We start from the raw sequence: 26,139 nt of genomic DNA, 5'->3' as shown, positions 1-26,139 counted from the left end.
TCTACTGGAATAAACGATCTACGGCCATCTGCATCGTTCTCGGCTCCGAACAATCCTCACGGTATTCCAGCGAATAGACCTCCGGCTTTTCAGTGCCTGTGGCCTTGCGGCTCGCCGCATCTCCTTCGTCTCGCTACGAAGGCCATATCGGACAGGCTCCTCTACCTGGCAGAAATCTTGTGACCCCCGAGGGTCTATGTTAGAGTCCTTCGTCATTTTTGACAGAGGGAGTGAGTAGCAATTAATGGGCAAAGGATACGATCACCGCGCCATTGAGACGAAATGGCAGCAGTACTGGGAGGATCATCGGACGTTCCGCGTTGCGGACGATCGCGAGAAGCCCAAGTTCTACTGTCTCGATATGTTTCCCTATCCCTCCGGATCCGGTCTCCATGTCGGCCATCTTGAGGGGTATACCGCCACAGATATCGTCTCGCGCTATAAACGGATGAAGGGGTTCAATGTGCTCCATCCCATGGGCTGGGATGCGTTCGGGTTGCCGGCAGAGCAATATGCCGTGAAAACCGGCATCCATCCGGCCAAGACGACAGCGGACAACATTGCCACCTTCAAGCGCCAGATGAAGCGCGTGGGGCTCTCGTATGACTGGGAACGCGAGCTCAGTACGACGGATCCCGGGTACTATCGCTGGACGCAGTGGATTTTCCTCAAGCTCTTTGAGCGGGGATTGGCCTACGTGGCGGAAGTGCCGGTGAATTGGTGCCCACAGCTTGGGACGGTATTGGCGAACGAAGAAATCATCGACGGCAAGAGCGAAGTCGGCGGGTTCGATGTGATCCGCAAGCCGATGCGGCAGTGGGTGCTGAAAATCACCGCCTACGCCGATCGATTGCTTGAAGACTTGAAGCTGGTTGATTGGCCTGCCAGCACGTTGGAGATGCAGAAGAATTGGATCGGGCGGTCGATCGGGGCCGAGGTCGATTTTGCGCTGGCCGATGGGAAGGGCGCCATTCGCGTGTTCACCACCAGACCCGACACGTTGTTCGGCGCAACCTATATGGTGCTTGCGCCGGAACATCCCCTCGTTGATGTCATCACGGGCAAGGCGCAAGCAGACGCTGTCCAGAATTACCGTGAGGGTGCCGCCAGGAAGAGCGATCTGCAACGGCAAGAACTTGAGAAGGAGAAGACGGGGGTCTTCACCGGTGGCTATGCGGTGAATCCCCTGAACCAGGAGCGATTGCCGATCTGGATTGCAGACTACGTACTGATGAGTTACGGGACCGGCGCCATTATGGCCGTGCCGGCGCATGATGAGCGTGACTGGGCGTTCGCGCGTCAATATCAGCTCCCGGTTCGCGAGGTCATTACCGGCGGGAATGTGCAGGAAGCGGCCTTTACCGACACGAACCGTGGGACGGTCGTCAATTCATCGACCAGCGACGGCAGCTTTTCGATCAACGGGCTGATCCCGTCCGAGGCGATTCCCAAAGTCACCGAGTGGCTTGCGAAGCAAGGGAAGGGCACCAGGGCCGTCAACTACAAGCTTCGAGATTGGCTTTTTGCCCGGCAGCGGTATTGGGGTGAGCCATTTCCGATCGTGTGGGTCGATGGCGAGGCCCGTCCACTTCCGGAGGAGCAGCTTCCTTTGATCCTGCCGGAGACGAGCAACTTTAAGCCGTCAGGCACCGGTGAAAGCCCGCTCGCGAACTTAGAGACCTGGTTGGCAACAACCGACCTCGCCACCGGTAAGCCGGCTCGACGCGAAACGAACACGATGCCGCAATGGGCGGGTTCCTGCTGGTACTACTTGAGATTCATCGACCCCAAGAATTCCGCTCAGCTCGTCGACCAGGCAAAAGAACGCTATTGGATGCCGGTGGACTTATATATTGGGGGGAGCGAGCATGCTGTGCTGCATCTCCTGTACTCGCGGTTTTGGCACAAAGTGTTGTTCGATATCGGTGTGGTGAGTACTCCTGAACCGTTCATGAAGCTCGTGCATCAGGGCATCGTCTTGGGTGAAGACAATCAGAAGATGTCCAAATCACGCGGCAATGTGGTCAATCCCGATGAGATGATCGACCAGTTCGGTGCGGATGCGGTGCGGCTCTACGAAATGTTCATGGGACCGCTGGAGGCGATGAAGCCCTGGAGCACCAGAGGCGTCGAAGGCGTCACCCGGTTCTTGGAACGAGTCTGGCGTCTCATCGTCGATGACGAAGGCCACTTGTCCAGCACCGTAGTTTCAACCGCTGCGAGCCTCGAGCATCAGCGACTCCTCCACCAGACGATCAAGAAAGTGACGGAGGACATTGAGGCGCTCCGGTTCAATACAGCGATTTCACAGATGATGATCTTCACGAATGAGATGACCAAAGCGTCGCAGCGACCAAGGGCAGTGATTGAGCCCTTCATCCTTCTGCTCACTCCATTTGCTCCGCATGTCGCAGAGGAACTCTGGAGACTCCTCGAGCATCAACCCAGTGTTTCCCAACAGCCCTGGCCGACGTTTGATCCGGCCCTGACGGTCAGCGAACGCGTGACAATTCCGATCCAGGTTAACGGAAAGCTCAGGGCGAAGCTGGAGGTGGCGCTTGAGGTCTCGCGCGAAGAGGTTGAACGACTCGCTCGTGCGGAAGCGGCGGAATGGCTCCAAGGAAAAGAGCCGAAGAAGGTGATCTACGTCGAGAAGAAGTTACTGAACTTCGTGGTCTAGAGAAGTGCTGAGTACTGAATGCAAAATAATTAGGAATCAAGAGAGCAGGAGGCCGTTCATGTTTCTTCTCGGCACTCTCATCTCAGCACTCGTTGCCGCGATGCTTACCGGATGCGGCTATCAGTTTCGGGTGGGCGGGGCTGGCCCAACCATCGGTGGGGCTCCCGTTACCACGTCCACGGAGCCTCCTCCCCGGCTTGCTATCAAGACGTTGATCAACAATAGTTTTGAACCGAATCTAGAAGCGCGTTATACCAATTACTTCCGTGACGAATTTTCCAGCGGCAGTGGGGCGCAAGTTGTTTCTGAGTCTGAAGCGGCGGATCTCGTGTTGAGCGGGCAAATTCTGTCAGTGTCCCTGCCGACCCTCAGTTTTTCACAGACGACGACGTTGGAAAGCCGGGCCGAGGTTGTCGTGCTGATTCGGGTGGAAGAGGTCCGTTCGGGCAAGATTGTCTGGACGCAACTCGCCAAGGGCGGGTCAGAGTTCTTCGTTACGCCGGACCTTCAATTCAACCGTGTCCTTCAGAATCGAGCAGTGGAGCAGGCAGGTCGCATCCTGGCTGCTGACTTGGCATCACGGTTTCTGTTACAGGTGGAGACCGGGGCATTGAGGAAGCAGGTTCCCGCGTCAGTCTCTTTGCCGCAATAGCCTCGATACGGTAAATACCGATGGCCTCAACTCTGAATCATCTGCAGCTCGAGTCGTCTCTGAAACAGCAGGGACCCGGATGTCTGTATCTCGTGGTGGGGGAAGAAGATTTATTGAGAGATTCTGCCGTGAACGCCCTCACGCAAGCGGTTCTTGGCGCAGAAGGGGATGCATTCAATTGTGAACAGTTCTATGGTGATGAAGCGAGTGGGGCCGATATTCGGAACAGTATGGCCGCTGTCCCGGTTTTCTCAGCACGCCGCTTGGTCGTGGTGAAAGCCGCGGAGAAACTGAATGCGCGAGAAAGCGAGCCTCTGCTCGAGTGCGTGAACCATCCTATTGAATCCACAACCGTGGTCTTTGTCAGCTCAAAGATGGACGGTCGCCTGAAATTCTCCCAAGCCCTTGCCCGATCGGCGATTGTGGTCGATTGCTCCCCACTTCGTGATGCCCAATTACCGGCCTGGATTAGCCGCGAGGCCGAACGTGTTGGTCTTCGCTTGGAGGACGCCGCCGCTCAATTACTCCAGGAGGTCTGCAGTGCCTCGCTGTATAGTGTGCGGCGAGAGTTGGAGAAATTAGCTTCGTATGTGCCGCCTGATCGCATGGTCACTGCTGCAGATGTTTACCAGCTCCGTGGTATGGAGCCAGGTGCGTCGGTGTTTGACCTGGCGCTGGCTATTGCTGAAGGTCGTCAAGGGCGGGCGCTATCAATTCTGGCGAGGAATCTGGAGGCTGGGGAAGCACCACTTCGGATCCTCGGGTCACTCGCGTGGCAATATCGCCGGATTTGGAAGGCGAAAGACACCCTGGTCCAAGGAGGGCGTGAAGGGGAAGCCGCACGAAACCTGCGAATGGACCCGGGCAGGGTCAGGGCATTTTTGAATCAATTTTCCGAGTCTCACCTCGCCCTGGCAATCCGGCTCTTCTTGGACGCTGACGGACGGCTCAAGGGGGGAAGCAGTAGTCGTCCGAAGATGATCTTAGAACGACTACTTTTGACGCTCTGTGGGGAGTCAGCAGGTAAAGGAATTCAGCCAACGCCTCCGACACAGGCTTCACCGAAGCGAAGCGGGACACGGACTGTCTCGAACGTGCGGACGATTAAGAGCCGGAACCGGACAGTGCGTTGACGCGATGGGCCAACCGTGAAATACGCCGGGAGGCGGTATTGCTATGAAGCACGCCTTTGGAAACAGCTTTTCCAATCGCCGAGGTGGCTTCCAGCAAGCTGGTCTTCGCCTCGTCAACTTTTTTTCCGGCCACTGCGGATTGGACCTTCTTGATGAGCGTTCTTACGGTGTTGACGGTGGCTCGATTCCGCTCATGGCGTCGCTCGGATTGGCGTGCTCGTCGAATCGTTGATTTGTGAATTCGGGGCATCGATTACTCCTGTAAGTAAAGAAATAATTTTGTATCATAGGGTCTTGCTGACCGTCAAGGATCAGTTTTTGGAGAGGAGCAAGGAAGATGATGAAGATCGTGGCACGCGATCGGCTTATGTTTGCATTGGATGTTCCCTCGACAGGGGATGCCGATCAGCTTTTGGATCGACTCCAGGGGCATCTGACATTCGTGAAGGTCGGACTTGAACTCTACACGGCAGCGGGACCGGAGATGGTGAAGCGGATCGTGGAGCGAGGCATGCGGGTGTTTCTTGACCTAAAATTTCTCGATATCGAGGAAACAGTTCGTCGTGCGACGAGTCGGGTGGCCGCGATGGGGGTCGAGTTCTTGACCGTTCATGCCAATCGCAAGGCACTGACCGCCGCCGTGCAGGGGCGTGAAGGCTCATCGCTCAAGTTGCTGGCTGTGACCGTGTTGACGAATTTCGACGGCAACGACCTGCGAGAGATGGGGATTCAGCGGACGGTCCAAGACCTTGTGACCGCTAGGGCGGTACTGGCCTCAGAAGTCGGTTGCGACGGTGTGGTCGCGTCCGGTGAAGAAGCCACGGCACTCCGCCGGACCGTCGGGCCGCATTTCACGATCGTGACGCCGGGTGTCCGGCCAGCCGGTAAAGGGGTTGATGACCATGCTCGCGCGACGACGCCTACGCAAGCCATTGCCGCTGGAGCGGACTATCTGGTGATCGGTCGACCGATTCGTGATGCGGCAGATCCTGCTGCGACCGTCGGCGCTATCCTGTCGGAGATGCAAGCGGCATTTGATGCACGTGGGTAGCTGGAGTTGAGTTGCGATAGCAGTCGGCCCTTTGTTAATATCTCGATTCTTCAAACCCGTATGGTGGGTGTAGCTCAGTTGGTTAGAGCGCCGGATTGTGGATCCGGAGGTCGCGGGTTCGAAACCCGTCATCCACCCCATACAAATCATAGAAGCCTATCCTAGAGCGACGTTCCAGTCTTTTCCGTTCCTGAGAATGTAGCACTGTTACAGTTTTGCTACGGTCTCGGGGGCGGTTGTGTCTACGTTCTTCGTTCACAAAAAGCGGAAGTTCCTATACGCTCGTCTCACCATTCCCCAAAGCCCTTCGGGTTTATTTCCGAGGAAGGGTAGAGGTCTGGAAGTCTCTCAAGACCACGGATAAGGAGGAGGCATCCTGCCGTGCATCGCAGTGGATCGCCTCAGGGACACGTCTCTTCTTCACCCTGCGTAGACTCGGCGAAGCCTCGCGGAAACGTGGCAGACACATGACCAAAGGCCAGATAGAAGCACTCGTCTCAAGATGGGGCCAGTGAAGACTTAACCTCAGGAGACTACCGCACGGTTGCCACCGAAGCCGATGAACTGCTACAGGCCGCCAACCTTCCCGCCCTCGATCATGCCAGTTCAGAGTTTGCCCGTCTGTGCCGCCGTCTCCTGAGGGCTAAGATAGAGTATGCCCGTGTTGAAGCGGATCGATGGGGAGGCAAGTATCAGGAGAACCACAAGACGGCGGCTGAACCTATTCCAAGCAAGGAGACCCAAGAGCCAAGCCTGCCCTTCTCCGTTGTCCTAGAGAAGTATCTTGCTACCAATTCCCGTCCTGCCAGAACAGCCGATCCAATGAAAGCAGAGTTCATGAGGTTCCTGCAAGCCATAGGAGGGGACAATCCCATAGCGACCATCACCAAGGCCGATGGAGTACGCTACAAGGAGGGTCTACAACTCACGCGGAAAAGTCACCCGACTACCGCTATGAAGCATCTGTCCAATGCTGACGCTTTCTTCCGCTGGGCCGAAGTGCATGGATATATCCCAGAGGGGAAGAACCCCATGAAGGGCCTCGGCATCAGTAAGCGGCAATCCAAGAAGGCGGCGTTGAAGCGGCGTCCGTTTAGCGCTGAGGAGCTCTTGGCCGTGTTCTCTTCCCAGGAGTTCCTACGACAACGAACGGAGAGACCTGAGCGGTACTGGGTTATCCTCTTGTGTCTCTTCCAAGCCTGTAGAAGGGAGGAGGCTGCACAGCTCTACCACAAGGATCTGATCCACGTGGAGGGGATTCCCTGTATCAAGATCACCGATGAGGAGCCGGACCAGACCTTGAAGAATGAGCAAAGTAGGCGACGGGTACCTACTCACTCCAGCCTGATCCAGCTTGGATTTATGGAGTACGTCTCACAAATACAGAAGACGGGGCATCCTCGCATATTCCCCCAGCTCAAGCGGAAGGGGAAGAATGGTTATGCTGATCCGGCGGGGAAGTGGTTTGGTCGAGCACTTACCGAACTTGGTCTGACCGATCCTCGGTTGGTGATCCATTCACTGAGACATGGGGGAATTACCAAACTCCATAGTGCTGGTGTACCAGTCAATATCGTGGAAACCCTCGTAGGACACTCAGCGGGGAATGTTCATGAACAGTATGTGCACAAGGAGCTGTTGGCTATGGAGACACTAAAGGAGGGGTTGGAGAAGTTACAGTACCCGGAAGTGGTGAAGGTTCTCACGGAAGCTTAATAGTCCCTTCAGCCTCGATCGAGGAGTCAGGGCTTTGGACAATAGTGCCATGTCCGCCATTTTTCAAACTGTCCCTGAGCATCGGATAGGATCTTTCCCCAATCCTTCCTGATTGGCCTTACTCCAAACTCCTCCACGGTTAGACGTAGAATCTGTTCAATGGATACGCGCCCGGTAGGTAGATGCTTCTTATGGAAGTCGACAATTGGAGGGATCGAGGTTGGAACATGAAGGTGAAGATGTGGAGATAACATGCCTGTGTTTGGGTGCCAATCGTAGGATAGAATCTCCTTACCGCGCCTATCTTCAATTCCGTAACGATACGAAGTCATCTTCACCTTGTACGGTCCCCGGTCTCCATCGGCTTCCACAATCTTGTATTGCATGGAAACTGAAAGCCAGAGGGAAACACCAGGTAGCGAAAACCTGCTGCCCTTTGCCACGGTAGCAGCATAAGGCCCACCGTCCAATTGGTAAGAACCCGCGTGATAGATGACCGATTTTGTGAAGCAAGAAAGAACTAACTGGATAGGACGAAGGAAATTATCGACAGCTTCTTTGGGGGTCTTACCGGCCAAAGGGGAGTAGCATTGCTACGCGCATGACGTTAGGAGTATCAGCGGAACCGTTGAACTTCCCGCTGTCCCAGCGCTTGATGAACTCACTGCCGCTCATTTTAAGGTAGGTCTTCGCCTGACGATCAAACATTTTGCGAGCCTGATCGGTGGTGAGCTTCTTTACTTGTACGTTTTTACTCTTTGTCATTGTCATCTACTCTATTACTTCAGGCCTACTGTGGGACTAAGGTACCATAAAGTTCCAAAAAGGTGCAAAAGGATTCAAAATGTTACAAAAAAGATCTTTTGACCATTTGTTGCCCTTGAACTCACCCTTCTTTTAAGAACAGGCGGCCTGCGCTCCAATAACGAGAAGACAGACCACCCTACCTACTCTAAGTAATATCATCCCGAAGCAATTTTTGGGATCATCTTGGTTTAGTTGTCAGTCCTCACGGTCTGGTTCTTCCACCCTGCATAGGGCACTGCTGAGACAACACCCTTAGGCGAAGCATCCTGCACATTGTCTACCAACGGAATACGTACAGTGAGTGTCCTAAACCCCGTGGCCTTGATCGTGACCAAGACTTCACTGCTCTTCTGATCTCCCTTGAACACGTCGTTGGGTAGGTCGAACCTTACGAGACCAGGGAGATTGACACTATCCACTTCCTTCACACCGCCACTGGTCCAGACATCCTGGGCAGACGTGAGATCTACCAAGGCCACTGGTACTGGTGCCGTCCTGTTTTTAGTGTAGTACAGAGACAGACCAGGGGAGTTGTAGGCTAGCCCTGCTTTGGGTTGAAATGGTTCGGCTGCATCGGACATTTCCAGATAGACACTATATCTCACAGAGTTCACGGGGACGTTCTTGTAGTGGTGGATGGTGGTGTTGACTGACATGCTGAGGGTTCCTTTACTATGGCTTAGGTAGGTTAATGATCGTTCCGACAAGTCCCCTTGGTGGGGACTATCTTAGCCAGGCTGTCTACATGTTGGTTGAGTTTGGTCTCGATCTCTCTGGGCGCGAACAGGCTATGTAGGTTCATCTCCTAGAAAGACCAATAGTTGATTGGGGTGGGTGGTTCGACCTTGGTGATGTCCGTGCGGATCGTCCCCGAGGAGAGCTTCTGCACAATGTGGTCTTCGGTTCTCTCTAGAACTTCTCCAATCGGAGACACCGCCGATACCATCCCAGGGATTGCCTGGGGAGAACTCGGCGGGGTTGTGATTGGTTGTGCTTGGGGCTTGTCCAGGATGAGGTCTACCCGTACCGTTCCCGTCTTCAGGTTCTTGGTTGTGTGTTCCGTTGTAGAGTGGTCTACCTCGACAACAATGGACGGCATGGCATCCCGGCAGGCCTGCTCAAGTTGGGTTTCTAAGGAATGTCTGATTAATTCAGATTTTTGGTCAATTGTCTCTCAAACCATTGGAGATTCAACTGCCTTCTCCTTAAAACTTCGAATTAATCAGAGCTTCCCTAAGTCAGTGATATGGTCTTGTTGGGACATGGTGTCCGTTCCTTTATTTAAATAAAGTGGTTTAAATACAATCGCTTGTGAGTATTGCCCAAGTGGACATACTTCCGTATAGAAGAGGTCTTATACGGAAACATGTCTACTTCAGCCAAAGTTGAGAAGATAAGCACATACTTTCTGTATAGAACATACAGAAGTCATGTGTTTATTTTTTCCTCAAAGAGACTCACCCCGTAGCAGAAGCTCTTACCGGATCTGATCCAAGTCTTGTTTGTTTCCAAGACCTTAACCAAAGCTTCCTGGAAGGTTCGCGGGTTAAGCCTCTGACAACAGGGCAACTGCCTTAGAACCTTACTCGATACCTTACCGACCCCTTGGGAAGCGAGAGTGTCGAGGTGGGCACTGATAGCCCTAGCAGCCGTCTCAATGACCCCACCTTCCTTCCCTTCGGGGATCTCATCGTACTTGGTCTCCCAGGTCTTCCAGATAGCACCGGCCATCACCGGCTCAAGCCTCTCCTGAAGACTATTGGAATACTCAATCAACCAGACCTTGACGGGTAAGGCGTGACCATCCACCACACTTCGGCACCGAATGCGGCCTATCGCCTGGAAGCAATCGTGGGCAACCTCAGACATCTGGATATCTCGTACCCGTCGCTCTGTTTGGTCAGTCTCAAGACCTTCTCGGCCTCCGATCTCTCCCAGGAGGTCTAAGGGGTGTCTGTGAATGATGCCCATCTGGATTTCGTTCTGACAATACTTGTACCGATTGGTCCCCTTATGTAGACCCCAGGTGATGATCGAGATTCGGGGTTTCTCGACAGTCTTCCCGTTCTCAATCACCGAGATAGTCTCTTTCGATTGCTGATGCTCCATCGTGGCAATCCCAGACAGGTTAATAGCATCCTCAAGGGCCTTCACACAGTTGACCGTTCCCGTGATTTGGTAGATCGGTCTGAAGGCAATAATCAAGGTAGCTTGGTCCTGGGGGATCGTCCTCAAGACTTCGACGGCTTCCTTGCAGAGTCGGCTGTTGTGTTGCATGGCATGGCCCAAGGACCTGGCAATAGAACTCTTTCCACCTCCCGCCTTCATGCGGTAGATGATCGTTCCAGGGTAGGTCTTCAGGTCAGTCAAGCGACAACCGAGGGCCTTGAACTTGGGAAGATGCTCCTCGGCATTCAGGATGGTCCTGTCGTATTTCACAAGGTCTCTGATAGGGTTACTGGCGTCAAGCACGATGATGTTGTGTAACTCCATCGGTACGGCGACTTGAAAGGACATGATGCCCTTATCCTTGAAGTTGGCTACTTTGACCGGCGTTGGACACATAGCCAGGAGGGAGAGGATTGTATCGTGTCCCCCATGATTGCCCTTTGATGACACCAGTTCCTCAAAGGCGGTCAGGGTTTCCTCAGATCGTTGAGGGAGCAGCATGACGCTCTGTGTTGAAGCAATGGTCTTTAACCGTTCGATCTCCGTCTTGACGGCTTCCCGTACTTCGTCCAGCCAGATACTCAGCTCTCCGTACTTCTTGCGGTAGGAGATGCTGTCTTCACATTGAGCGTGGAAAGCTCCTGCGATTGCTGAGAGGTCTTTGGAGGAACAGGTACTTGAGCGGGTCGTCATGAGAGATTCGTCATAGATCAATAGGTCCCGCATCTCACCCCGATACTTGAACTGATCGAGAAACCGTTCCTTTACCCTGGCATGACAGAGGAGGAGTAAGGGTCTCTGTATGGCGTTCTCCGTGGCTTGGTGTCGGGCATCAGGCTTCCTGTGAAGGAGACCGATATGCTTCTCACTGATGCCTAAGTCTTGGGTCATGGTGTCCCAGGTCTCGCAGAGAGCTTCTACGTCCTGGGCTGCAATCACAACCGACACTCGATCTAACAGGTTCAACCGGGCCAAGGCTGCACAGAAGGCAGTGGCACAGGTTGTTTTGCCTAGTCCAGTCTGAAGCCCGAAGGCCCACCGTCCCTGTAACGTCCCCTGGGCCATGTTCGCCATTGAATCGAGGATGGCTTCCAGGGCTTGGAGGTGCTTGGGGTGGGGTCGGTTGCCTTTGTCACAAAGAAATTTGGTGGTAATGGCAAACGCGGTCTTGGTTAAGAGAGCTACTTCTTCTTTTGTGAGTTTCATGTAAATAATCCTTTCCTGGCCGTCGCCGCTGACGGCTCCTGTTCAAGAGGAAGGCAGACGTTGAACACCAGGGATTAGCTGGCCCACCGTCTCACGATAGGTGGCGTCTGCCTGGTTACTTGCTTCTGTTTGGAATGAACTACGGGAGAAGGTGACTCGCACATCAAACCGAGGCTCTTGCGACGGAAAACAGGGACAGGGAAGGTGAGAGGCGTTGCCACAACGCGAGGCTCAACGCTTACCTTTGCCAAGATCAATAGTTGGGAATGTAGGCTTACTTGGATTCGCCCGGTTGTACGCGATTGCTGCGCGGCGTTTATCCCGCCGGTCAATGTCGCGGGGTCTTGGCGGGTCTGGAAGTTTGGTGCCTTGCCGTGCTTCTTCTTTCTCGCTACTGACAAGGGCTGGGTCATTGAGGACGTGTAGGAGGTGCGTCTTGTAGACCTTCAAGGCACGTCTCACCACGGTTGACTGAGACAACCTCTCCTTTGGTCCCTTGAGGTATGACAGCTCCTTGGCCGCCCACTTCAGGACACCGTATGATTCAGGATCAAGGCGAACTGCAAGACAAGCTGCTGAACCAACAGCATAGCGGCGACCTTTCCCGGCTACCTCGGGGTTGTGGTTTTCGGTATAGGGCATGATGCTCCTTTCAATGAAGATGTTTCGCGGAGAAACGATAGATATGAGACAAACGGCTGACTATTACTGGATGAGTGAGGACATTTCGTAGGAAAAAAAGAACGGACACTAACGGGTAAGCGAACGCTCGATGTTTAGGTAGCTTGTGGGGAGGGAGAGAAACTGTTTCTGTTATTCATACAGATCGCCGGTGTTCGTTTATGCTGAAGTTCCGTGGGCTTCTGAGGTTTTCGTGGTTTCTTGTGGTCCCTGTTGTTCCAATGCCTTACGTGCAAGCCGCTTCTGTTTCCGTGCCTCAAACCACTTATCTGTGAGTACCTTTCTCGCTTTCCGTTTGTCCATGGCTCTCCAATAGCGGCGAAGGCGGTTCTTCTCCTTCAGTTCCCTAGCAAGCCTCTTGGCTCCATACCTCCTGAACAGCTCCAAGGTGTACTTCCGTATCTTCCTGGTGTTCTCGGCCAGCTCCTTCACCTTCTCAGGCTTCCCTAGCAGTGTTCCCCGCTGATCCTTCAACCACTTCAGGCGGTTCTTCAACTCCTTGATGGTCCAGTAGCTTGGGCGGTAGGGTGTCCAATTATTTGGGGCGCAGAAATCATCCCGTTCAAGCATACCGCTACGCCCGTACTTCTCACGAAATTCCCGTTTCTCGGCTTCCCAAGCCCGTTGAGATTTGACAGCATCAGCCTTGACCTTCTCGATCTCCAGACGGTGCTTCTTAGCCTCTGGGCTCTCCTTCGCGTAGTACGCCTCCAGTTCGCTCCTGACGTGTTCAGGGTATTTATCCAGGTTCATGGGGGCTACACCTTCCTGCTCCACACCAAGCGGCCTAAGCCTTGATCCGGTCCTAGATATAGTTCCAAGCCAAAGACGCTGATGAACAGATAATGCGCCAGTTCCAATTCAAAGTGCTTGGTGATGATCCGCATAACGCCTCCTCAGTTTGATTATTGACCACGCCTGACGGTCTTTCTATCACTCTCCAAGACTAGGGTAAAGTACCTAATTTAGCACACTACTGCATTCATCCCACATGTGGGCGTATCTCCTCTAGGCATCGCTACGCGGCGTAGCATCGCTGAGACCGCAAGCACTGGTAAGCCTGTCCTATAAACCCGTCAGAACTGACCTCTCAAATACCCAACAAACACGCGCAGTCTGTACCCCTCTTTTGAGTGACCTAAATATACGTGATTATAGGACAGATCAAAGGTATAGTCTGGTCATCACTTGGAGGGTAGGCCATGAAGGTTGCACTGTATGCCAGAGTCTCAACGGACGGCCAAACGGTCGAGAACCAGCTTCAAGACCTGGAGGCCGTCGCCAAACGGGAAGGCTGGGAAGTGGTCGAGCGGTTCATCGACAAGGGCATCTCGGGTGCCAAGGGTCGGGATGGTCGGCCAGCGTTCGATAGGTTGTGCAAGGGTGTGGTTCGTGGTGAGTTTGACTTGGTGGCTTCGTGGTCGGTAGATCGGCTAGGTCGTAGTCTTCAGGACTTGGTGAGCTTCCTGAACGAACTCCAGAGCAAACGAGTCAACCTCTACCTCCACAAACAGGGCCTCGATACCTCAACGCCTGCGGGTAAGATGCTGTTTCAAATGCTGGGTGTGTTCGCTGAGTTTGAACGGTCGATGATCGTTGAGCGGGTCAAGGCTGGATTGAAGCGAGCGAAGGCACAAGGAAAGACCCTCGGGAGACCCCGCATTGACCCCGCTGTTGAAGCGCAGATCGTTCACCTGCGGGATAGCCAGCGGCTTGGTATGCGAGCGATTGCGAGGACATTGCATGTGGGGAACTGCACGGTTCAGCGAGTGTTATCAAGCTGCAATGACAACAAATCCTAATACCTGAGCCGATCTAGTTGATCCTACTCGGCAACTCTCTGGAGACTCCCTAAGGTACCCGATTGTGTACCGAACCGAGTACCCTACGGGGGAGCATTGGGCGGATGCTCTATCGTATTAGGCAAACAGATTTTTGCACCTGAATTATTTCCCCCCTTCAGTAACCGTAGTTCCCGGAGGAACGTTGTTGTCTCTGTTGCTCTTGCCTATCCCGTTCCTGTCGTTCCTGCGTCGCTGAACGCTCCTGCTCTTGGCGTTCCCTCTCGTACCTCTGGGCGCTACTCTCCCTTGGCTCATAGGGTGTCCGCCCATCACCCGGCTGATACTTCCCGGCTTCCCGGCGGTTTTCAAAGCTGGAGCTTCCGTAGGATGGTTCGGTCGTGTCACAGCCCGGACAGTGGGTAGCATTGGCCTCTCGCGCTGCAAAGAACAGGAGTGCTCCAAACACCAGAGTAGCAAGGGCATTACAGAAGATCTGAACAAGCAAGTGGTACATGCTGATCCCTCCCCCTGTCGTCCTTACAGGTTATCGAATGCGGTTGCCGTGAGACAATTCAACGCGAGCGGGGGCGTAGCACCCTACGCGGTAGAGGGTACTGCTGAAGAAGGGCAGAGAGCTACCGCTACCACGTCTTGGGGATTGCTCACATGAGAGAGGGCGTGTTAAATGTCCCTGCTGATTTGTGGGGCCTGGTGTGGGAAACAAGAACAAGAAGCACAATCCTAGTACTACGTCACCACTGGTCCCCTCTGATCGAGAGAGGATAAAGGAATCATTCATCAGTAAGTATGGGAGCGCAGCAGGTGTAGCAGCCCTGTTGGTTTATATCTGGCAAGATCATTCAAGCCAATTCACGAAGCTACAGGACAAACTCACACAGAAGAGTGAAGCAGTAGAACGAATCGACGAGAGAACTAAAGATTGGGGAGAAAGGATTAAGTCAGTTGAGTCAAAAATACTCGTATTAGAAAAGCTCAATAGCGGAGAATACAGGGCTCAGGCAAAAGCCGCCGGTTTCACAAACGATGCCAAGATAATTCCAGTAAATTTAACCTCAAATGCCCCGATCCATGCCACTAGCGATGCACCGAAAGTAACCACCAGCGGTACACCTAACGTACAGTACGCTTTGAGCTTCTCAGATCTGCGATATGACCAGAACAGTAAGAGGTTAACATTCACAGTTGGGGGTAAAGTAGGTGAACTCGTTCTGAGAGGAAACCACGTCTCTATAATCTTACAGCCAGGGAAATTTCAGAACCTCCTCCGGGATTTTAACGCGGACGGACTCCCATCAATCTTTATACAGGTCTTAGACGTTCCGACCCCCAATCAAGCCATTCTGGCAGTTGGCACAAAGCCTGAATCAAAAGAAAGCCGATCATAGATACAAGCCTTACGTGTTAGCCCCACAGCACAACCGCCCTGATTTACCTTGAGTGGAACCGGCACCCATGGGCTTCCCTTTCACCCGGAAAATCTGCTACGTCTTCCTGCTACAGTTTTGCTACGGTCTCGGACGGAAGGGTTACACGTAACCTGGCGAAATGGCTCTTGGTAAGGATTTGCGGGTGGTCATAGGTCTATACCCGTCATCCACCCCATACGGATATGCCCTCGTTCCTCCCATCTCAGAGTTTTGTCGGCGCCTATCGATGGAGTTTCATCAGAAATTAGTCGAGTAAGAGGTAGCTGGCACTCACTCTCTGACAGCTGGTGGTCGATGTTCCAGTGATAAGTCCCACTTTTCCCCTAGCACGGTATCCCAGCTGTCCGGTTGCAGTTTCATGTGTCCGGACGTAGGGGTAAAGGTCAATTCCCCAAAATAGACTCTTCCGTTGACATTGTATAAATCGACACGGACAAACCCGAAACCAAGCGACAGCTTCGATGCAATGGCGAGCATCTCTTCCAGGTTCGTGGGCTTTGGGATTGACCGTTGTGAACGTCCTTCTTTGTTGGTGAGGTCCAAGAGGGTCCATGTCTTGTCAAAGAATGAGCTCATGTCCCGCGTATGGGTGATCACTTGAATAAGCTCCGGCACTCCGTTGAAACACCAGATCTTATAGTCAAGGGGAAGGCTCCCGTCTGGATTTTCAAGACACTCCTCAATCATGACCCGTGGTTTGATGTGATAGTATTGGTACTCTCGTGCGATCCAATAGTAATTACTGCCCAGCCAGCCTGATGCACGGTCGATGTAGTCAGCCCGTTCAGACTGCCCTTTGACCACAATCACCTGTTGGCTTGAGTGGCTCGGCTTCATGACGTAGCTTGCTGGAAGTCGTTCAAATGGGATGTTCTGAGTCGTTTCGCCAGACCATAAGAGCTTGATCAGGTACTGATCTCCTATCGTATCTGCCACGTGAGTTCTCACTGAATACTTATCGGTCAGCTGTGTAAAGATAGGATGGACGCCTCGGTTCCAGGAAATCATTCTCCAGAAGAGTTTTTCCGTAAATGTCTTCGGGGCATTCATGTTGAGAGGTTTGCCATGCACTCGATGATATCGTGCTAGGAGCATGGCTTCCCCTTCGGATTGGCGGAGTAGACGACGTTTCGCCTTTCGGGCACCGGTATAGAATTTGTGGACCCATGTACCTCGCAGCCGGTCTTGAAAGTTGGCGTTCCGTGTTATGGGGATAGAATGGTTCATTTCCTTAGTCCCTTCCTGAAACATACAGCTGTAGGTCGTCTGCTTTCACGGGCAGCAGTTTTGAACTGAAGCCAAGCCTTTGTTTGCCCATCAGATTGGTTGTCCCCTGATTAAAGGCAAAGATGGTGCCCCCGATTCCGTTCGCTGGCTCGCCTATGCTTCTAATCCCTATAAATCCATGATTTCAATATCGTTGTATCACTTAGTCTCTCCGGAAGATGGACAGAAGGTGCGCTAACCTATGCGTGTTCTTGGGTAAGATATGTATGGATCAGAATGCAGATATGTATGGCCCTGAAGACAATGAAAGGCAGGTCAGGAAGATGCATAGACAGCGGAAATCTTGCTACGAAGACGCGTTACTCGCAACTAAACACTGGCACCTACTTATGCGGGGATGGGAGCAGCACAATCCGAAATCCAGCTTCCATTGCATCTTTCCCCCACGCGGGTTTCAGTAGGTGATCGAACAAAAAGGATTTCAGGAGACAACGGCTCCTCATGAAGGTCTTAAGGCTGGATACCTGTGATCCTATTGGAGATTATGATGCTCGGTTCGACAAGTGTGGGTATGAAACAGAAAGGTGTAGCCATGCTGGCCCGTCTGATATCGCGTCACAATTATTAGGTGATTATTGCCATGCATTTAAATTGATTGACTGTGGCGTGATAAAAGTGTAACCATTGGTTACTATGGTGACTCGTGAGGACATTGCTCTCGGTGTCTATCTTAGGCAGACAACCGGTGAACGCCTCGGCGTTATTGCCGTTGTACATCAAGTTGGTACCAGCTGGTCCGGCGAATGGTTTTTTCAGTTGCGCTACTTGAGTCGGCCGGTGGGAGTGAGCAAGCGAGCCAGTTCCGAGTGGAGCTCAAATCTCCGACAGAAAGATCTGGCCCACTTTGAACTAATTGGAGCATGGATCACGGCGCAGGCCTTGTTGGCAAGCGGCCCAGCTCCTCAGAAGCCAAAGAAACCGCCACGGGTACCAGCTTGGATGAGAGGAATCGGACGACCGAATCAGCTTCGTTTATTTGAAGATTTCTAATAGCCACCATGGCTAGGTGGCGCCTTAATGGTGGGACTGCTGTAAAAGATCAGCTTTCTTCTTGCAGAAATGGTCAGCTCCTAAAAATGTTCTGATTTTTCCCCTGGGAGGGCGTTGTCAGGGGACCCAGGCTTTAGCGCGGGAAGGGCTAATTATCCGGAACCGGATTGCAACCGGTTCGGCCTCGAGTAGCCTTGATTGCGAGCATGCGCCGAACAATGGAGCGCGCTTCACCCCAGATTTTCTCAGGCACGTCATCGATGGGCCCAGTGATCTCAACCTCGGAGCGGTCTGAATTGCTATTCCGATGGGTTTTCGCCGTCATCATGGTCGAAGCGAGATCTGCAGCAGCGACGCGGCGGAGGATGTCTTCCAGGGATGGAAGGGAAGGCTGTGGTGAAAGGTCTTCACCGCGGGACTGTGTCATTCCGATCTGTCGTGAAGGCTCTTGGTCGGTGGTTTGCGACATCCACATGAGTCCGAGTTTGTGTCGAAGGAACTCGGCAACCCACGCTTGATCATCCGGAGCGATCTCATTCGCTTCAACAGCAAACTCATGTTCCTTTACCCACAGCACAATTGCACGATGAATGCACAATGGGGTGGACCTGTCTGGGACTGACACCTTTAAAGTCAGTTGCATGCCCGCTACGACGGGCATTGATCCTGTGACTCGCCAACCGCGAGTAGTCAGATCAAGGACCGTTCCTTCTGCGAGAAAGGCACCATTTCCATATAGCACCGGCCAGCTCACGGGAAACCGACTATGTCGCCGCATGGGATCTGTTCTATGGCTCATGGACGCTCCCTATCATCTATGTCCATCGGATTGGTAATACAATGGTAGCTGGGAGAGTAGCTGAGCACCTTCCTCGAAATATTTACCTCAAAAGAGGGGGGATGTGGATTTGAGCAAACAGCTCTCCTCTACAAGGCCCTCTGCTTCACCGAATTTTGAAGCACAAGAGAGTGGATAGTGCACTGTTTCGGTGATCGATGGCAAGTCCCCGCATTGTTGCCGTAAATATCCGACAGTCCAGAGTAGACTCTGGACATGGACACAAGAACTCGGATCATTCTTGCAGCGGAACTGGCGACTCAAGGGCTCTCCGTTTCCGCGATCGCGGGCCAACTTGAGCGCCATCGAGAAACCATAGGACTCTGGCTGAAGGCGGTTCGAATCGAAGGACTCTCTGTCTTTCTGGATCGCTATGCTGCGGCCAAGACGGGGCCACGTCCGGCACGACAGGTCCCGGGAGCGGTCAAACGCCTTGTCTGGGCGATTCGCGCCCGTGAATACGACTGCTGTGGGCAGAAGATTCAGTACTTTCTGGCTCATGAACAGCATATCCATCTCTCTGTTCCCAAGATCTATGAAATCTTGGCTGAACGATACGTCTTACGGCCTCGGGGCCGGACCAATCAGCCACGCGGCGTTGTGCCGATTGCCACGGCTCCCCGCGCGGTCATTCAGATGGATACCGTGGTTTTTGGCGAGGTCTTCGCCTTTACCGGGGTGGACATCTATACGAAGGAAGCGGATGTCGTTCTGCGGACCGGACTAACAAGCGAGGATGGGGCCATGTTTTTGCGCACAGCCATGACTCGCCGCTTTACCGGGCCTGTGCAGATCATCCAGACCGATGGGGGCTCAGAGTTCAAAGGCGTGTTTGCCCAACAGGTGCTCCAGTATTGTACACGACATCGCATCGCCCGTCCCTATAAGAAGAACGAGCAGGCGTATATTGAGAGCTTCAATCGAACCCTGCGCAAGGAATGCTTGGGGTGGATCTCCTATCGAGTAGAAGAACTGCCCACACTCCAGGGCGAGGTGCGTGCATTTCTGGACCGGTATCACTATCATCGGCCGCATCTTGGATTCACCCCGATGCGACCGCCGTTATCGCCAAGCCGTGAAGGACCTGACGGACTGTCGGATATTTACGGAGAATAGTGCGGTCCCATGTAATGAAAGACGCCTTATTCGCTATCCGAATTGACGGAGAGAGGGAAAGAGAGACGTATAGATCAGGAATGGCTCTCTGAGATGGGCTCCGGCCGATACGCTGTGCAGCAAGCCGATAAATTGATCTGTCTTCTCCGAATAGGCGAGATGGGCCTAGAGGAAGCTCTGTATCTTGGTAGAATGAGAGCCATATCCAGCGGTAAGTGAACCTATCAATGGTCATGATCTTCGCGTGATGACGAATCGCAAGCACACGAGTCGAAAGGAGCTGTCGCCATGGAGACGCTAGTATTCCGAGTAGTGGGCAGTTTGGTGCTCATGGCTGTGATGATGGGTAGTTGGCCTGGTTCCGTTTTTTCTCTTCCCCCGGTCGAAGGGGAGGTGATTTCCCTGACAACAGGGATTCCCGGAACCATGGTGATTCGGGACGACAAAGGGCAGCTTCACATCCTCAATCTTACTCAGCAGACTCAACTCGGGGCTCAGTTCAAGGTGGGTGACAAGGTGTTAGCCTTCTTCAGTCCCTATGGCGTCAGTGCAGTTCAACTTCAGGGAGGAAATCGATAACGGGGCTCATGTGAACAGGGCTGATAGATCGGGCCACGCTCGTTCTCCTACGTGTGCATCCATCACCGCCGAGTTGCAGTCAGAAGTCCTGCACAGCCGAGAAGTACCCCTAGGATGACCAAGAAAGAGGACGTGTCCGGCAGACTGGCATCCTGAGATGGCGACCAGTCGACGCACATGCCGAGTGCGATGAAGACGACACTCAAGGCCAGCATCACCTTCCAGCGCAACGTGAAGCGGCGATTAGTCTCGACGATACCTTCCTGAATTCCATCCGGCATTTGCTTCCCCAGGCGTACGAACCACTAGCATGGCAAATGGGACTGTCGACGGTCAAGGCGAAGTCCTGCCCTTGTCGGGAACTCCTCCAAGAGCGTATCTTTACGATGGGTCAGGCTGAAGCAATCAAATGGGCTTTGCATGGATAGTTTAAAAAAGGGTTGGGCGTGGTTCTGGCGGCAAAGTGTTCTCAGCAAGGTCGCCATCCTCGGCCTCATTGCTGCCTTTGTCCCCTTTGTGCTTCCGACGGTCGTAGCCTGGTTTAGGCCGACGATGATCCATGTTGGGGTATCGTTCTACACCTATGAACGGGGGGTTCAGCCGCAGGGTATGAATACACTGTATTTCTTTGAACGACGTAATCTCGTTTCAGACTGCAGCATCCGACGGGAGGAGCAGTCCATTCCGAATGGACGGGCGAAGGCGCTTGATCCACAGGGCTGGGTGCTCATCAAGCTTCTTCTTGAAAATGTGTCCAATCGTGACCTGACGAGCCTCCGTGTCGGCGTGCGGTCTCCGGCCATCAATCAGACGACGCAGTTGACGGCTGCTCCCACCGTGATGGTTTCGGGTAACAAGGAAGCACCTCCCGATGTGAAGCCCTTGTATGTGATCTCAATTGCAACCTTGTCGGCGGAGAGCTCCGTGGTTGTGACCCTCAAGACTCCCATTGATGACAATCTACGGGACTTTATTTATGCTAAACGTCGTCCTGTCACCATCCAGGTCCCCTACGTCGCCGCAGAGCAATTCAGAGAGTATCCACCGATTGTTTCACGCACGAATGCGGTCAAAATGTTGAATCGGGAAGGGGTCTTGCGGAGCCGCAATGACGGCTTCTCCGACGAAACGCTTCAAGTCACGATGTTGCCTTCGAATGAATCTCCCCGGGGGGACGGAGAGATTTCGTATCACCCTCTCCCGAGAGCTAAGGTGTGTTCGGAGGCGGAAGCGGGCACGTGGTGATTGTGGTCTCGAAGTATTGAGGGCTCACAAAAGTAGAGATGTCATGCAAGTGATGAAGCTGGATGAGGTAGAGGCGTGTCCTTGAGAAGGCTCCTTACCACGGATTCTCCAGCCAGCCACCCGGTTGTCCAGGCCCATTGAAAATTGAACCCACCGATTCTGCCGTCACAATCGAGCATTTCCCCGAGAAGGTAAAGCCCTGGGACCAGTTTCGACTCCATTGTTCGGTAGTTAATTTCCTCAAGTGGAACCCCTCCGGCGGTAACTTCTGCCACGTTCCATCCACGATCACCGATAATCGGAAAGTGAAAGTGAGTGAGTGCATTCAATACCCGATCTCGATGGGGGCGTGGGACCTGGGCCACCGTCGTTTGCGACTCACATGCCTGATGGCGACAGAGGGATTCGGCAAAGCGATCCGGGACCAGCGATGATAGTGTTCGAACCAATGAGCGTCTGGGATGCTGAGCCGCTTGGGCAACGAACCATGATCGAAGTGCATCAGCCGACTGTCCGGGAACAAAGTTGCCGTACATTTCGACGACGGCGCCTCGTTTCGTTGCCAAGGTCCAGAAGCGGCTGGCGTCTAGGACCACGGGACCACTAATTCCGACATGGGTCCAGAGGAGACTTCCCGTGCGACGGTCCACTTCTCGCTTATCGACCAGTGTCGTGAGTTCCACATCATGGGAGAGGCCTGAGAGGGTAGCCTGAAACATGGAGCGGTCAAGTACCAGTGGAACTAAGGCTGGTGCGGTCGGAGTGATCTGATGCCCAAGCTTGCGCGCCAACTGAAATCCGAATCCGTCACTCCCACTTCTTGGTAACGATTGCCCGCCGGTGGCAAGCATGACGTGGGAAGCATGTGTGGTGCCATGGTTGTGTTGTATGAGAAACCCTCTGTCGGTCTGAGAAATGGCAGCTACGCGGTGACCAGGACAGATCGTCACGCCGGCGCGTCGAGCGCTATCGATCAATGCCTGAAGCACGGTGCGTGCCTTGTCAGTCATGGGGAAGAGTTTACCCGTCGGTTCATGCTTCAACTCAACGCCTAGGGAAGTGAACCAGGCGATCGTTCGCTCAACCGGAAAAGCTGCCAGCACATTCCGGATGATGTTGCGATTCCCGAAGAAATCCTTTGGTGTCACGACGTCGTGAGTCACGTTACACCGTCCCCCGCCCGAGACGAGAATCTTCGCTCCAATGTGTCTCGCGCCATCCAGTAGGAGGACGTCTCCGTCGATTTGTGCTCGTGTGAGAGTTTGTGCTGCAGCGATCGCGCCGGTCAAGCCAGCGGCGCCTGCACCTACAATGACGATAGTGGTAGGGCGATCTGTCATTTTGTCATTGCTGTTTCATAGCTAGGTATTGGTGTAGGCCCATTTATATCGCTTCTGCAAGGGGGGCGCGTGTTGTATTCCGTCAGGACATTCAGGGTGAGCTGGGTGAGGAAGCATGACAAGTCTTCTCAAGATATCTGTGGATAAACCGCTCATGATTCTGTGCAAGATTTTGAAAACAGAGAAGGAACTTCCGTTTCAGCGAAAGAGACCGAAAAGTACATTAGATAGTTTTAACTGACCGTTAACACGACGTTAATGTTTAGGTGTTAGAAGAGACCGGTCATCATTATCAGGAGGAGGAACTCCATGACCTGTCAAAAATGCAAAGGCTTGATGATTCAAGAGCGCCAACCAGCGGTGTCTTCCAGTACCGTCATTCTTCGTTGTCTGAATTGCGGCTTGATCATTGACCCATTGATCGAGGTGAATCGCAACAACCACCTGCGAGCAAAGGCCGCGTAGAGGGGACTCTCCATTCCGTCTTGCCGCGTAACAGGGGGGATGGAGAGTTCGGATGGAGTGGGTGTCGCGTGCGTGGTCAGATCGAAAACTCTGCCCACAAAAATGTATGGTCGGAAGGTTCTTTCGCTCGTCGCGGCTCGACATCCACATCCGCCTTCACGCATTTCTCCGCCAATGGTGCTGTTGCCATCATATGATCGATGCGCCAGCCCTTGTTGGCTGCCAGTGAGCTGGGCGCACGGTAGTCCCAAAATGTGTATTGTTGACGAGTCGGGTAGAGTTTCACAAAAACATCCTCGAATCCCCAAGCGACGGTCTGCTCATACGCCGTGCGGGCTGCCTCGTGATAGCACACATGATTGAGATGTTTTTCCGGGCTGTGGACGTCCATGGGTCGAGGAGCCACATTCATATCGCCACACCAGATGGCCGGGGCCTGTGGTGAAAGATGTTTGGTAAAGTAGTTCCGTAGGCGCTCATACCAACCTAGCTTATAGGTGTATTTGGGGGAATCAATTTCAAATCCTTGCGGGACGTAGGTGTTCACAATGGGAATCCCATCAATGATGACTCTCAGTAAACGGGAGTCGTCCGGCTCCCCGCCATCATCGAATCCGTAAAAGACCGCCTCTGGCTTACGACGGCTGAGAATTGCGACGCCGTTGTAGGACTTCATGCCGCGAAAGGTAATGGTATATCCACTGGGTGCTAATGCCAGTAACGGGAACTCACTATCTTGAACTTTGGTTTCTTGGATACAAAGGACGTCCGGCTTGTGCTGTTCAAGCCAGGCAAGCACGATCGGCAGGCGTTTGCGTAAGGAATTTGCATTGAACGTGGCGATTTTCATCGGAAGGTGCTCCAGTCGACTTGCCGCATCCTAACAAATGCACTCCGGGGCAACAAGCAGAACAAAGCGCCGGTTGAAGGTGGTGATCCGGCCACCATGCTGAGGCCGGGGATCTTTAAGGCCCTGACGGCTTCCCGTAGAACTTCGGCAACTTGTGGGCGAGTGTAACCTCGACGCCAGGCGAGACCGGTCCGTCGGCCAGGTACGGGTTGCGCCAGCTTGATCCCAATCAGTCGTTTGTGTTGGTACTTGTGATGTGAGGGCGCTGTAGGGCATCACGGTGATCCCAAACCCAGAGACGACCATCTGTCGGATGGTTTCGAGGGAGTTCCCTTGCCGACCTTCTGCGTCTGACCGACCGAGTTCAGGACATGCCTCCAGGATCTGTTGCCGAAAACAATGATCGGCATACGGCAACAGACCTTCCCTAATACTCGTTGAGTCTGATGGACGATTTGTTCGCCAAGCGGCGTCAGCTCCACCTTGTTCTGTCGACGCTCAAAAATGGTTGTGCCTAAGTCGTGTTCCAGTTTTTTGATCGCGAGACTTAGGGTTGGCTGTGTGACGAAGACTCGCACGCCGGCCCCAACATATTGCAGCTCAGCAAGTGTCATCTGTTCCCAGGTCTCAGTTCATGAATAGGACTTATGTCCTCACAATACATTATCACTTAGACTAAGTACGGCGGGCCAGGTATCGTGCACTCACGCATGTGGATGGATTTCTGAATTTTCTGGTTCGTAGGCCATGCTGTACATATGGGATTATCAATAGCTGTGAGGAGGGATGGATACGGAGAGAAAGTTCTGTTCGCGATCAACCGATTGAGTCGATAGGACAAGTCATGGTATGACAAGCCCCAGCCGCAATTCGGTTAAGCACTCACGGCGGTCTCGATGACCGTCGTGAAGGGTGAACTGCAATAAGCGCGATGAGTGAGTGAGCCAGGGATGGGCATCAACACACACATCAACGTGTGCAGAGAGGAGGATGTAATGGTACGGAGGGCGATAGCAGGGAGAGGACTATGGGCAGGGGCATTGGCATTTGGACTGGTGATGGCCATGCCGCTTGTCCCTGTGATTGGTGAAGATGGACAGGGGCACAGGGCGTTTGCGGGAGAACCGGTAACCCTGCCGACGATCGCAGGGTTAGAGGATCCAAATACGTATGTGCCGGCTGATAATCCGCTCACGAAGGAAAAGATTGAATTAGGACGGGCGATCTTCTTCGATAAGCGCATGTCAAAGGACAACACGATCGCGTGCGCCAGTTGTCATATGGCGAAGAAGGGCTTCGCGGACGGCATGCCGGTGTCGACCGGAATCAAGGGCCAGAAGGGCGGGCGAAGTGCGCCGGTGTCATTCAATCGGGTGTACAGCAAGGCACAGTTCTGGGATGGTCGAGCGGCAACGTTGGAAGATCAGTCCATCGGGCCATTTGCGAACCCCATCGAGCATGGGTTTGCCAATCATGACGAAATGGTTGCCAAGATGAAGAAGATGCCTGGCTATCGCAAGCTCTTTCAAGAAGTCTTCGGCGGGGAGATTACGATTCAGGATGTTGGGCGAGCGGTGGCCAGCTTTCAGCGGACGGTGTTGTCTGGGAACAGCGCGGTGGACAAGTACGACATTGGCGGAGATCAAAATGCCTTGAGCGATGCTGCGAAGCGGGGGCTTGAACTGTTCCGCGGGAAAGCCCGTTGTACGCGTTGCCATTCCGGATTCAACTTTACGGACGAGAAGTTCCACAATTTGGGAATTGGCTGGGACGACAATAAGGTCGATCTGGGCCGATACATGGAGACGAAGAATCCTGAGGATATCGGGGCCTTTAAGACTCCCACCTTACGCGAGATCTCGCGAACCGCTCCCTATATGCATGACGGGCGGTTTAAAACCTTGGAAGAGGTCGTGAAATTCTATAACCAGGGCGGTGTGAAGAATCCACATCAGGACAATACCATTATCCCTTTGGAAATGACGGAGGATGAGCAACAGGATTTGGTGGCCATGCTCAAGTCGCTCAACGGCGAGGGATGGCAGCATGTTGCCCCGCCGAAGTCGTATCCAAAATAACGCGAACCGTTCACGATAGATGAA

Annotated in this window: 30 protein-coding genes and 1 tRNA gene; 15 read left to right on the top strand and 16 right to left on the bottom strand. The window is 53.4% G+C overall.

The window, feature by feature from the left end:
* Positions 1-244 precede the first annotated feature (244 nt).
* The 3 genes from leuS to holA are packed head-to-tail and all read left to right on the top strand — an operon-like array spanning position 245 to position 4,465.
* Positions 245-2,680 carry a leucine--tRNA ligase gene (gene leuS, locus COMA1_RS02545; protein ID WP_090743316.1) on the top strand — a complete coding sequence of 812 codons (2,436 nt, stop codon included), beginning with the start codon at positions 245-247 and terminating at the stop codon, positions 2,678-2,680.
* A gap of 58 nt (positions 2,681-2,738) precedes the next feature.
* On the top strand, positions 2,739-3,332 hold the full coding sequence (gene lptE, locus COMA1_RS02540; protein ID WP_090743314.1) for an LPS assembly lipoprotein LptE: 594 nt from the start codon (positions 2,739-2,741) through the stop codon (positions 3,330-3,332).
* 20 nt (positions 3,333-3,352) lie between these two features.
* Positions 3,353-4,465 (top strand): DNA polymerase III subunit delta, encoded by a 1,113-nt coding sequence (holA, locus tag COMA1_RS02535; RefSeq protein WP_090743311.1) that lies wholly within the window; start codon positions 3,353-3,355, stop codon positions 4,463-4,465.
* Here holA and rpsT read toward each other — a convergent pair.
* Positions 4,437-4,715, bottom strand: a complete 279-nt coding sequence (gene rpsT, locus COMA1_RS02530) for a 30S ribosomal protein S20 (protein ID WP_090743309.1) — start codon at positions 4,713-4,715, stop codon at positions 4,437-4,439. The genes holA and rpsT overlap by 29 nt on opposite strands.
* Before the next feature lie 87 nt (positions 4,716-4,802).
* Between rpsT and pyrF the strand changes: the two genes are divergently transcribed.
* The 4 genes from pyrF (at position 4,803) to COMA1_RS02515 (ending at position 7,232) form a co-directional block, all read left to right on the top strand.
* Positions 4,803-5,516 carry an orotidine-5'-phosphate decarboxylase gene (gene pyrF / locus COMA1_RS02525; RefSeq protein ID WP_090743306.1) on the top strand — a complete coding sequence of 238 codons (714 nt, stop codon included), beginning with the start codon at positions 4,803-4,805 and terminating at the stop codon, positions 5,514-5,516.
* Between the two features lie 63 nt (positions 5,517-5,579).
* Positions 5,580-5,656: transfer RNA gene (locus tag COMA1_RS02520), tRNA-His, on the top strand.
* A 75-nt stretch (positions 5,657-5,731) separates the two neighbouring features.
* Positions 5,732-6,031: a DUF6538 domain-containing protein gene (locus COMA1_RS22100; RefSeq protein ID WP_407921306.1), complete on the top strand. Its 300-nt coding sequence runs from the start codon at positions 5,732-5,734 to the stop codon at positions 6,029-6,031.
* Positions 6,032-6,353: 322 nt separating this feature from the next.
* Positions 6,354-7,232, top strand: a complete 879-nt coding sequence (locus COMA1_RS02515; RefSeq protein WP_176697793.1) for a site-specific integrase — start codon at positions 6,354-6,356, stop codon at positions 7,230-7,232.
* 567 nt (positions 7,233-7,799) lie between these two features.
* Here COMA1_RS02515 and COMA1_RS02510 read toward each other — a convergent pair.
* The 7 genes from COMA1_RS02510 to COMA1_RS21755 form a co-directional block, all read right to left on the bottom strand.
* A complete protein-coding gene (locus COMA1_RS02510; protein WP_090743300.1) occupies positions 7,800-7,997 on the bottom strand; it encodes a hypothetical protein in 198 nt (65 codons plus the stop codon).
* 230 nt (positions 7,998-8,227) lie between these two features.
* Positions 8,228-8,695, bottom strand: coding sequence for a hypothetical protein (locus tag COMA1_RS02505; protein WP_090743297.1), 468 nt, complete (start codon positions 8,693-8,695; stop codon positions 8,228-8,230).
* 149 nt (positions 8,696-8,844) lie between these two features.
* Positions 8,845-9,138, bottom strand: coding sequence for a hypothetical protein (locus tag COMA1_RS02500; protein WP_090743294.1), 294 nt, complete (start codon positions 9,136-9,138; stop codon positions 8,845-8,847).
* A 329-nt stretch (positions 9,139-9,467) separates the two neighbouring features.
* Entirely contained in the window at positions 9,468-11,414 is a 1,947-nt protein-coding gene (locus COMA1_RS02495; RefSeq protein ID WP_090743291.1) for a hypothetical protein, read from the bottom strand.
* 231 nt (positions 11,415-11,645) lie between these two features.
* On the bottom strand, positions 11,646-12,056 hold the full coding sequence (locus tag COMA1_RS02490; RefSeq protein WP_090743288.1) for a hypothetical protein: 411 nt from the start codon (positions 12,054-12,056) through the stop codon (positions 11,646-11,648).
* A gap of 198 nt (positions 12,057-12,254) precedes the next feature.
* The gene (locus tag COMA1_RS02485) at positions 12,255-12,848 is read right to left on the bottom strand and encodes a hypothetical protein (protein ID WP_090743285.1); all 594 of its coding nucleotides are present in this window, start codon (positions 12,846-12,848) and stop codon (positions 12,255-12,257) included.
* 5 nt (positions 12,849-12,853) lie between these two features.
* A complete protein-coding gene (locus COMA1_RS21755; RefSeq protein ID WP_281176215.1) occupies positions 12,854-12,982 on the bottom strand; it encodes a hypothetical protein in 129 nt (42 codons plus the stop codon).
* Positions 12,983-13,297: 315 nt separating this feature from the next.
* On the opposite strand from COMA1_RS21755, the gene COMA1_RS02480 reads away from it, so the two are divergent.
* Entirely contained in the window at positions 13,298-13,897 is a 600-nt protein-coding gene (locus COMA1_RS02480; protein ID WP_090743282.1) for a recombinase family protein, read from the top strand.
* Positions 13,898-14,054: 157 nt separating this feature from the next.
* On the opposite strand, the gene COMA1_RS02475 is transcribed toward COMA1_RS02480, so the two are convergent.
* Complete coding sequence (locus tag COMA1_RS02475) at positions 14,055-14,393, bottom strand: hypothetical protein (protein WP_090743279.1); 339 nt, start codon at positions 14,391-14,393, stop codon at positions 14,055-14,057.
* 199 nt (positions 14,394-14,592) lie between these two features.
* Between COMA1_RS02475 and COMA1_RS02470 the strand changes: the two genes are divergently transcribed.
* Positions 14,593-15,285 (top strand): hypothetical protein, encoded by a 693-nt coding sequence (locus COMA1_RS02470; RefSeq protein WP_141654189.1) that lies wholly within the window; start codon positions 14,593-14,595, stop codon positions 15,283-15,285.
* 312 nt (positions 15,286-15,597) lie between these two features.
* Here COMA1_RS02470 and COMA1_RS02465 read toward each other — a convergent pair whose 3' ends face one another.
* The gene (locus COMA1_RS02465; protein WP_176697792.1) at positions 15,598-16,554 is read right to left on the bottom strand and encodes an ATP-grasp fold amidoligase family protein; all 957 of its coding nucleotides are present in this window, start codon (positions 16,552-16,554) and stop codon (positions 15,598-15,600) included.
* A 693-nt stretch (positions 16,555-17,247) separates the two neighbouring features.
* Here COMA1_RS02465 and COMA1_RS02460 point away from each other — a divergent pair.
* A complete protein-coding gene (locus tag COMA1_RS02460) occupies positions 17,248-17,604 on the top strand; it encodes a hypothetical protein (RefSeq protein WP_090743270.1) in 357 nt (118 codons plus the stop codon).
* 148 nt (positions 17,605-17,752) lie between these two features.
* On the opposite strand, the gene COMA1_RS02455 is transcribed toward COMA1_RS02460, so the two are convergent.
* On the bottom strand, positions 17,753-18,403 hold the full coding sequence (locus COMA1_RS02455; protein WP_141654188.1) for a PilZ domain-containing protein: 651 nt from the start codon (positions 18,401-18,403) through the stop codon (positions 17,753-17,755).
* A gap of 255 nt (positions 18,404-18,658) precedes the next feature.
* On the opposite strand from COMA1_RS02455, the gene COMA1_RS02450 reads away from it, so the two are divergent.
* The gene (locus tag COMA1_RS02450) at positions 18,659-19,558 is read left to right on the top strand and encodes an integrase core domain-containing protein (RefSeq protein ID WP_090742504.1); all 900 of its coding nucleotides are present in this window, start codon (positions 18,659-18,661) and stop codon (positions 19,556-19,558) included.
* Between the two features lie 288 nt (positions 19,559-19,846).
* Positions 19,847-20,137 (top strand): hypothetical protein, encoded by a 291-nt coding sequence (locus COMA1_RS02445; protein ID WP_090743266.1) that lies wholly within the window; start codon positions 19,847-19,849, stop codon positions 20,135-20,137.
* Between the two features lie 62 nt (positions 20,138-20,199).
* Here the strand turns inward: COMA1_RS02445 and COMA1_RS02440 are convergent, their stop codons facing one another.
* On the bottom strand, positions 20,200-20,418 hold the full coding sequence (locus COMA1_RS02440; RefSeq protein ID WP_090743263.1) for a hypothetical protein: 219 nt from the start codon (positions 20,416-20,418) through the stop codon (positions 20,200-20,202).
* Positions 20,419-20,557: 139 nt separating this feature from the next.
* Here COMA1_RS02440 and COMA1_RS02435 point away from each other — a divergent pair, with 139 nt between their 5' ends.
* On the top strand, positions 20,558-21,382 hold the full coding sequence (locus tag COMA1_RS02435; protein WP_090743260.1) for a hypothetical protein: 825 nt from the start codon (positions 20,558-20,560) through the stop codon (positions 21,380-21,382).
* Between the two features lie 41 nt (positions 21,383-21,423).
* Here COMA1_RS02435 and COMA1_RS02430 read toward each other — a convergent pair whose 3' ends face one another.
* Entirely contained in the window at positions 21,424-22,722 is a 1,299-nt protein-coding gene (locus COMA1_RS02430) for a BaiN/RdsA family NAD(P)/FAD-dependent oxidoreductase (RefSeq protein ID WP_090743257.1), read from the bottom strand.
* Positions 22,723-23,031: 309 nt separating this feature from the next.
* On the opposite strand from COMA1_RS02430, the gene COMA1_RS20935 reads away from it, so the two are divergent.
* Complete coding sequence (locus tag COMA1_RS20935; protein ID WP_176697791.1) at positions 23,032-23,187, top strand: hypothetical protein; 156 nt, start codon at positions 23,032-23,034, stop codon at positions 23,185-23,187.
* Positions 23,188-23,263: 76 nt separating this feature from the next.
* On the opposite strand, the gene xth is transcribed toward COMA1_RS20935, so the two are convergent.
* From xth to COMA1_RS21320, 3 genes are read right to left on the bottom strand one after another with little or no spacing between them, the layout of a single operon-like run.
* Positions 23,264-24,037 (bottom strand): exodeoxyribonuclease III, encoded by a 774-nt coding sequence (gene xth, locus COMA1_RS02425; RefSeq protein WP_090743253.1) that lies wholly within the window; start codon positions 24,035-24,037, stop codon positions 23,264-23,266.
* A gap of 30 nt (positions 24,038-24,067) precedes the next feature.
* The gene (locus tag COMA1_RS21925) at positions 24,068-24,418 is read right to left on the bottom strand and encodes a type 2 periplasmic-binding domain-containing protein (RefSeq protein WP_342672681.1); all 351 of its coding nucleotides are present in this window, start codon (positions 24,416-24,418) and stop codon (positions 24,068-24,070) included.
* Positions 24,313-24,651, bottom strand: coding sequence for a LysR family transcriptional regulator (locus tag COMA1_RS21320; RefSeq protein ID WP_218055291.1), 339 nt, complete (start codon positions 24,649-24,651; stop codon positions 24,313-24,315). Before COMA1_RS21320 ends, COMA1_RS21925 begins: the two co-directional genes overlap by 106 nt.
* A gap of 381 nt (positions 24,652-25,032) precedes the next feature.
* Between COMA1_RS21320 and COMA1_RS02415 the strand changes: the two genes are divergently transcribed.
* Entirely contained in the window at positions 25,033-26,115 is a 1,083-nt protein-coding gene (locus COMA1_RS02415; protein ID WP_245630815.1) for a cytochrome-c peroxidase, read from the top strand.
* The last annotated feature ends 24 nt before the right edge of the window (positions 26,116-26,139 follow it).

It is taken from the genome of Candidatus Nitrospira nitrosa (assembly GCF_001458735.1).
Classification (GTDB): domain Bacteria; phylum Nitrospirota; class Nitrospiria; order Nitrospirales; family Nitrospiraceae; genus Nitrospira_D; species Nitrospira_D nitrosa.
This window is presented reverse-complemented; position numbering and strand designations above follow the sequence as displayed.

What these genes read in the sequence shown, in the direction of transcription:
- leuS (WP_090743316.1), top strand. Translation starts at nt 245, where the DNA reads ATGGGCAAAGGATACGATCACCGCGCCATTGAGACGAAATGGCAGCAG.
- lptE (WP_090743314.1), top strand. Translation starts at nt 2,739, where the DNA reads ATGTTTCTTCTCGGCACTCTCATCTCAGCACTCGTTGCCGCGATGCTT.
- holA (WP_090743311.1), top strand. Translation starts at nt 3,353, where the DNA reads ATGGCCTCAACTCTGAATCATCTGCAGCTCGAGTCGTCTCTGAAACAG.
- rpsT (WP_090743309.1), bottom strand. Translation starts at nt 4,715, where the DNA reads ATGCCCCGAATTCACAAATCAACGATTCGACGAGCACGCCAATCCGAG.
- pyrF (WP_090743306.1), top strand. Translation starts at nt 4,803, where the DNA reads ATGATGAAGATCGTGGCACGCGATCGGCTTATGTTTGCATTGGATGTT.
- COMA1_RS02515 (WP_176697793.1), top strand. Translation starts at nt 6,354, where the DNA reads ATGAGGTTCCTGCAAGCCATAGGAGGGGACAATCCCATAGCGACCATC.
- COMA1_RS02510 (WP_090743300.1), bottom strand. Translation starts at nt 7,997, where the DNA reads ATGACAAAGAGTAAAAACGTACAAGTAAAGAAGCTCACCACCGATCAG.
- COMA1_RS02505 (WP_090743297.1), bottom strand. Translation starts at nt 8,695, where the DNA reads ATGTCAGTCAACACCACCATCCACCACTACAAGAACGTCCCCGTGAAC.
- COMA1_RS02500 (WP_090743294.1), bottom strand. Translation starts at nt 9,138, where the DNA reads ATGCCGTCCATTGTTGTCGAGGTAGACCACTCTACAACGGAACACACA.
- COMA1_RS02495 (WP_090743291.1), bottom strand. Translation starts at nt 11,414, where the DNA reads ATGAAACTCACAAAAGAAGAAGTAGCTCTCTTAACCAAGACCGCGTTT.
- COMA1_RS02490 (WP_090743288.1), bottom strand. Translation starts at nt 12,056, where the DNA reads ATGCCCTATACCGAAAACCACAACCCCGAGGTAGCCGGGAAAGGTCGC.
- COMA1_RS02485 (WP_090743285.1), bottom strand. Translation starts at nt 12,848, where the DNA reads ATGAACCTGGATAAATACCCTGAACACGTCAGGAGCGAACTGGAGGCG.
- COMA1_RS21755 (WP_281176215.1), bottom strand. Translation starts at nt 12,982, where the DNA reads ATGCGGATCATCACCAAGCACTTTGAATTGGAACTGGCGCATTATCTG.
- COMA1_RS02480 (WP_090743282.1), top strand. Translation starts at nt 13,298, where the DNA reads ATGAAGGTTGCACTGTATGCCAGAGTCTCAACGGACGGCCAAACGGTC.
- COMA1_RS02475 (WP_090743279.1), bottom strand. Translation starts at nt 14,393, where the DNA reads ATGTACCACTTGCTTGTTCAGATCTTCTGTAATGCCCTTGCTACTCTG.
- COMA1_RS02465 (WP_176697792.1), bottom strand. Translation starts at nt 16,554, where the DNA reads ATGAACCATTCTATCCCCATAACACGGAACGCCAACTTTCAAGACCGG.
- COMA1_RS02460 (WP_090743270.1), top strand. Translation starts at nt 17,248, where the DNA reads ATGGTGACTCGTGAGGACATTGCTCTCGGTGTCTATCTTAGGCAGACA.
- COMA1_RS02455 (WP_141654188.1), bottom strand. Translation starts at nt 18,403, where the DNA reads ATGAGCCATAGAACAGATCCCATGCGGCGACATAGTCGGTTTCCCGTG.
- COMA1_RS02450 (WP_090742504.1), top strand. Translation starts at nt 18,659, where the DNA reads ATGGACACAAGAACTCGGATCATTCTTGCAGCGGAACTGGCGACTCAA.
- COMA1_RS02445 (WP_090743266.1), top strand. Translation starts at nt 19,847, where the DNA reads ATGGAGACGCTAGTATTCCGAGTAGTGGGCAGTTTGGTGCTCATGGCT.
- COMA1_RS02440 (WP_090743263.1), bottom strand. Translation starts at nt 20,418, where the DNA reads ATGCCGGATGGAATTCAGGAAGGTATCGTCGAGACTAATCGCCGCTTC.
- COMA1_RS02435 (WP_090743260.1), top strand. Translation starts at nt 20,558, where the DNA reads ATGGATAGTTTAAAAAAGGGTTGGGCGTGGTTCTGGCGGCAAAGTGTT.
- COMA1_RS02430 (WP_090743257.1), bottom strand. Translation starts at nt 22,722, where the DNA reads ATGACAGATCGCCCTACCACTATCGTCATTGTAGGTGCAGGCGCCGCT.
- COMA1_RS20935 (WP_176697791.1), top strand. Translation starts at nt 23,032, where the DNA reads ATGACCTGTCAAAAATGCAAAGGCTTGATGATTCAAGAGCGCCAACCA.
- xth (WP_090743253.1), bottom strand. Translation starts at nt 24,037, where the DNA reads ATGAAAATCGCCACGTTCAATGCAAATTCCTTACGCAAACGCCTGCCG.
- COMA1_RS21320 (WP_218055291.1), bottom strand. Translation starts at nt 24,651, where the DNA reads ATGACACTTGCTGAGCTGCAATATGTTGGGGCCGGCGTGCGAGTCTTC.
- COMA1_RS02415 (WP_245630815.1), top strand. Translation starts at nt 25,033, where the DNA reads ATGGTACGGAGGGCGATAGCAGGGAGAGGACTATGGGCAGGGGCATTG.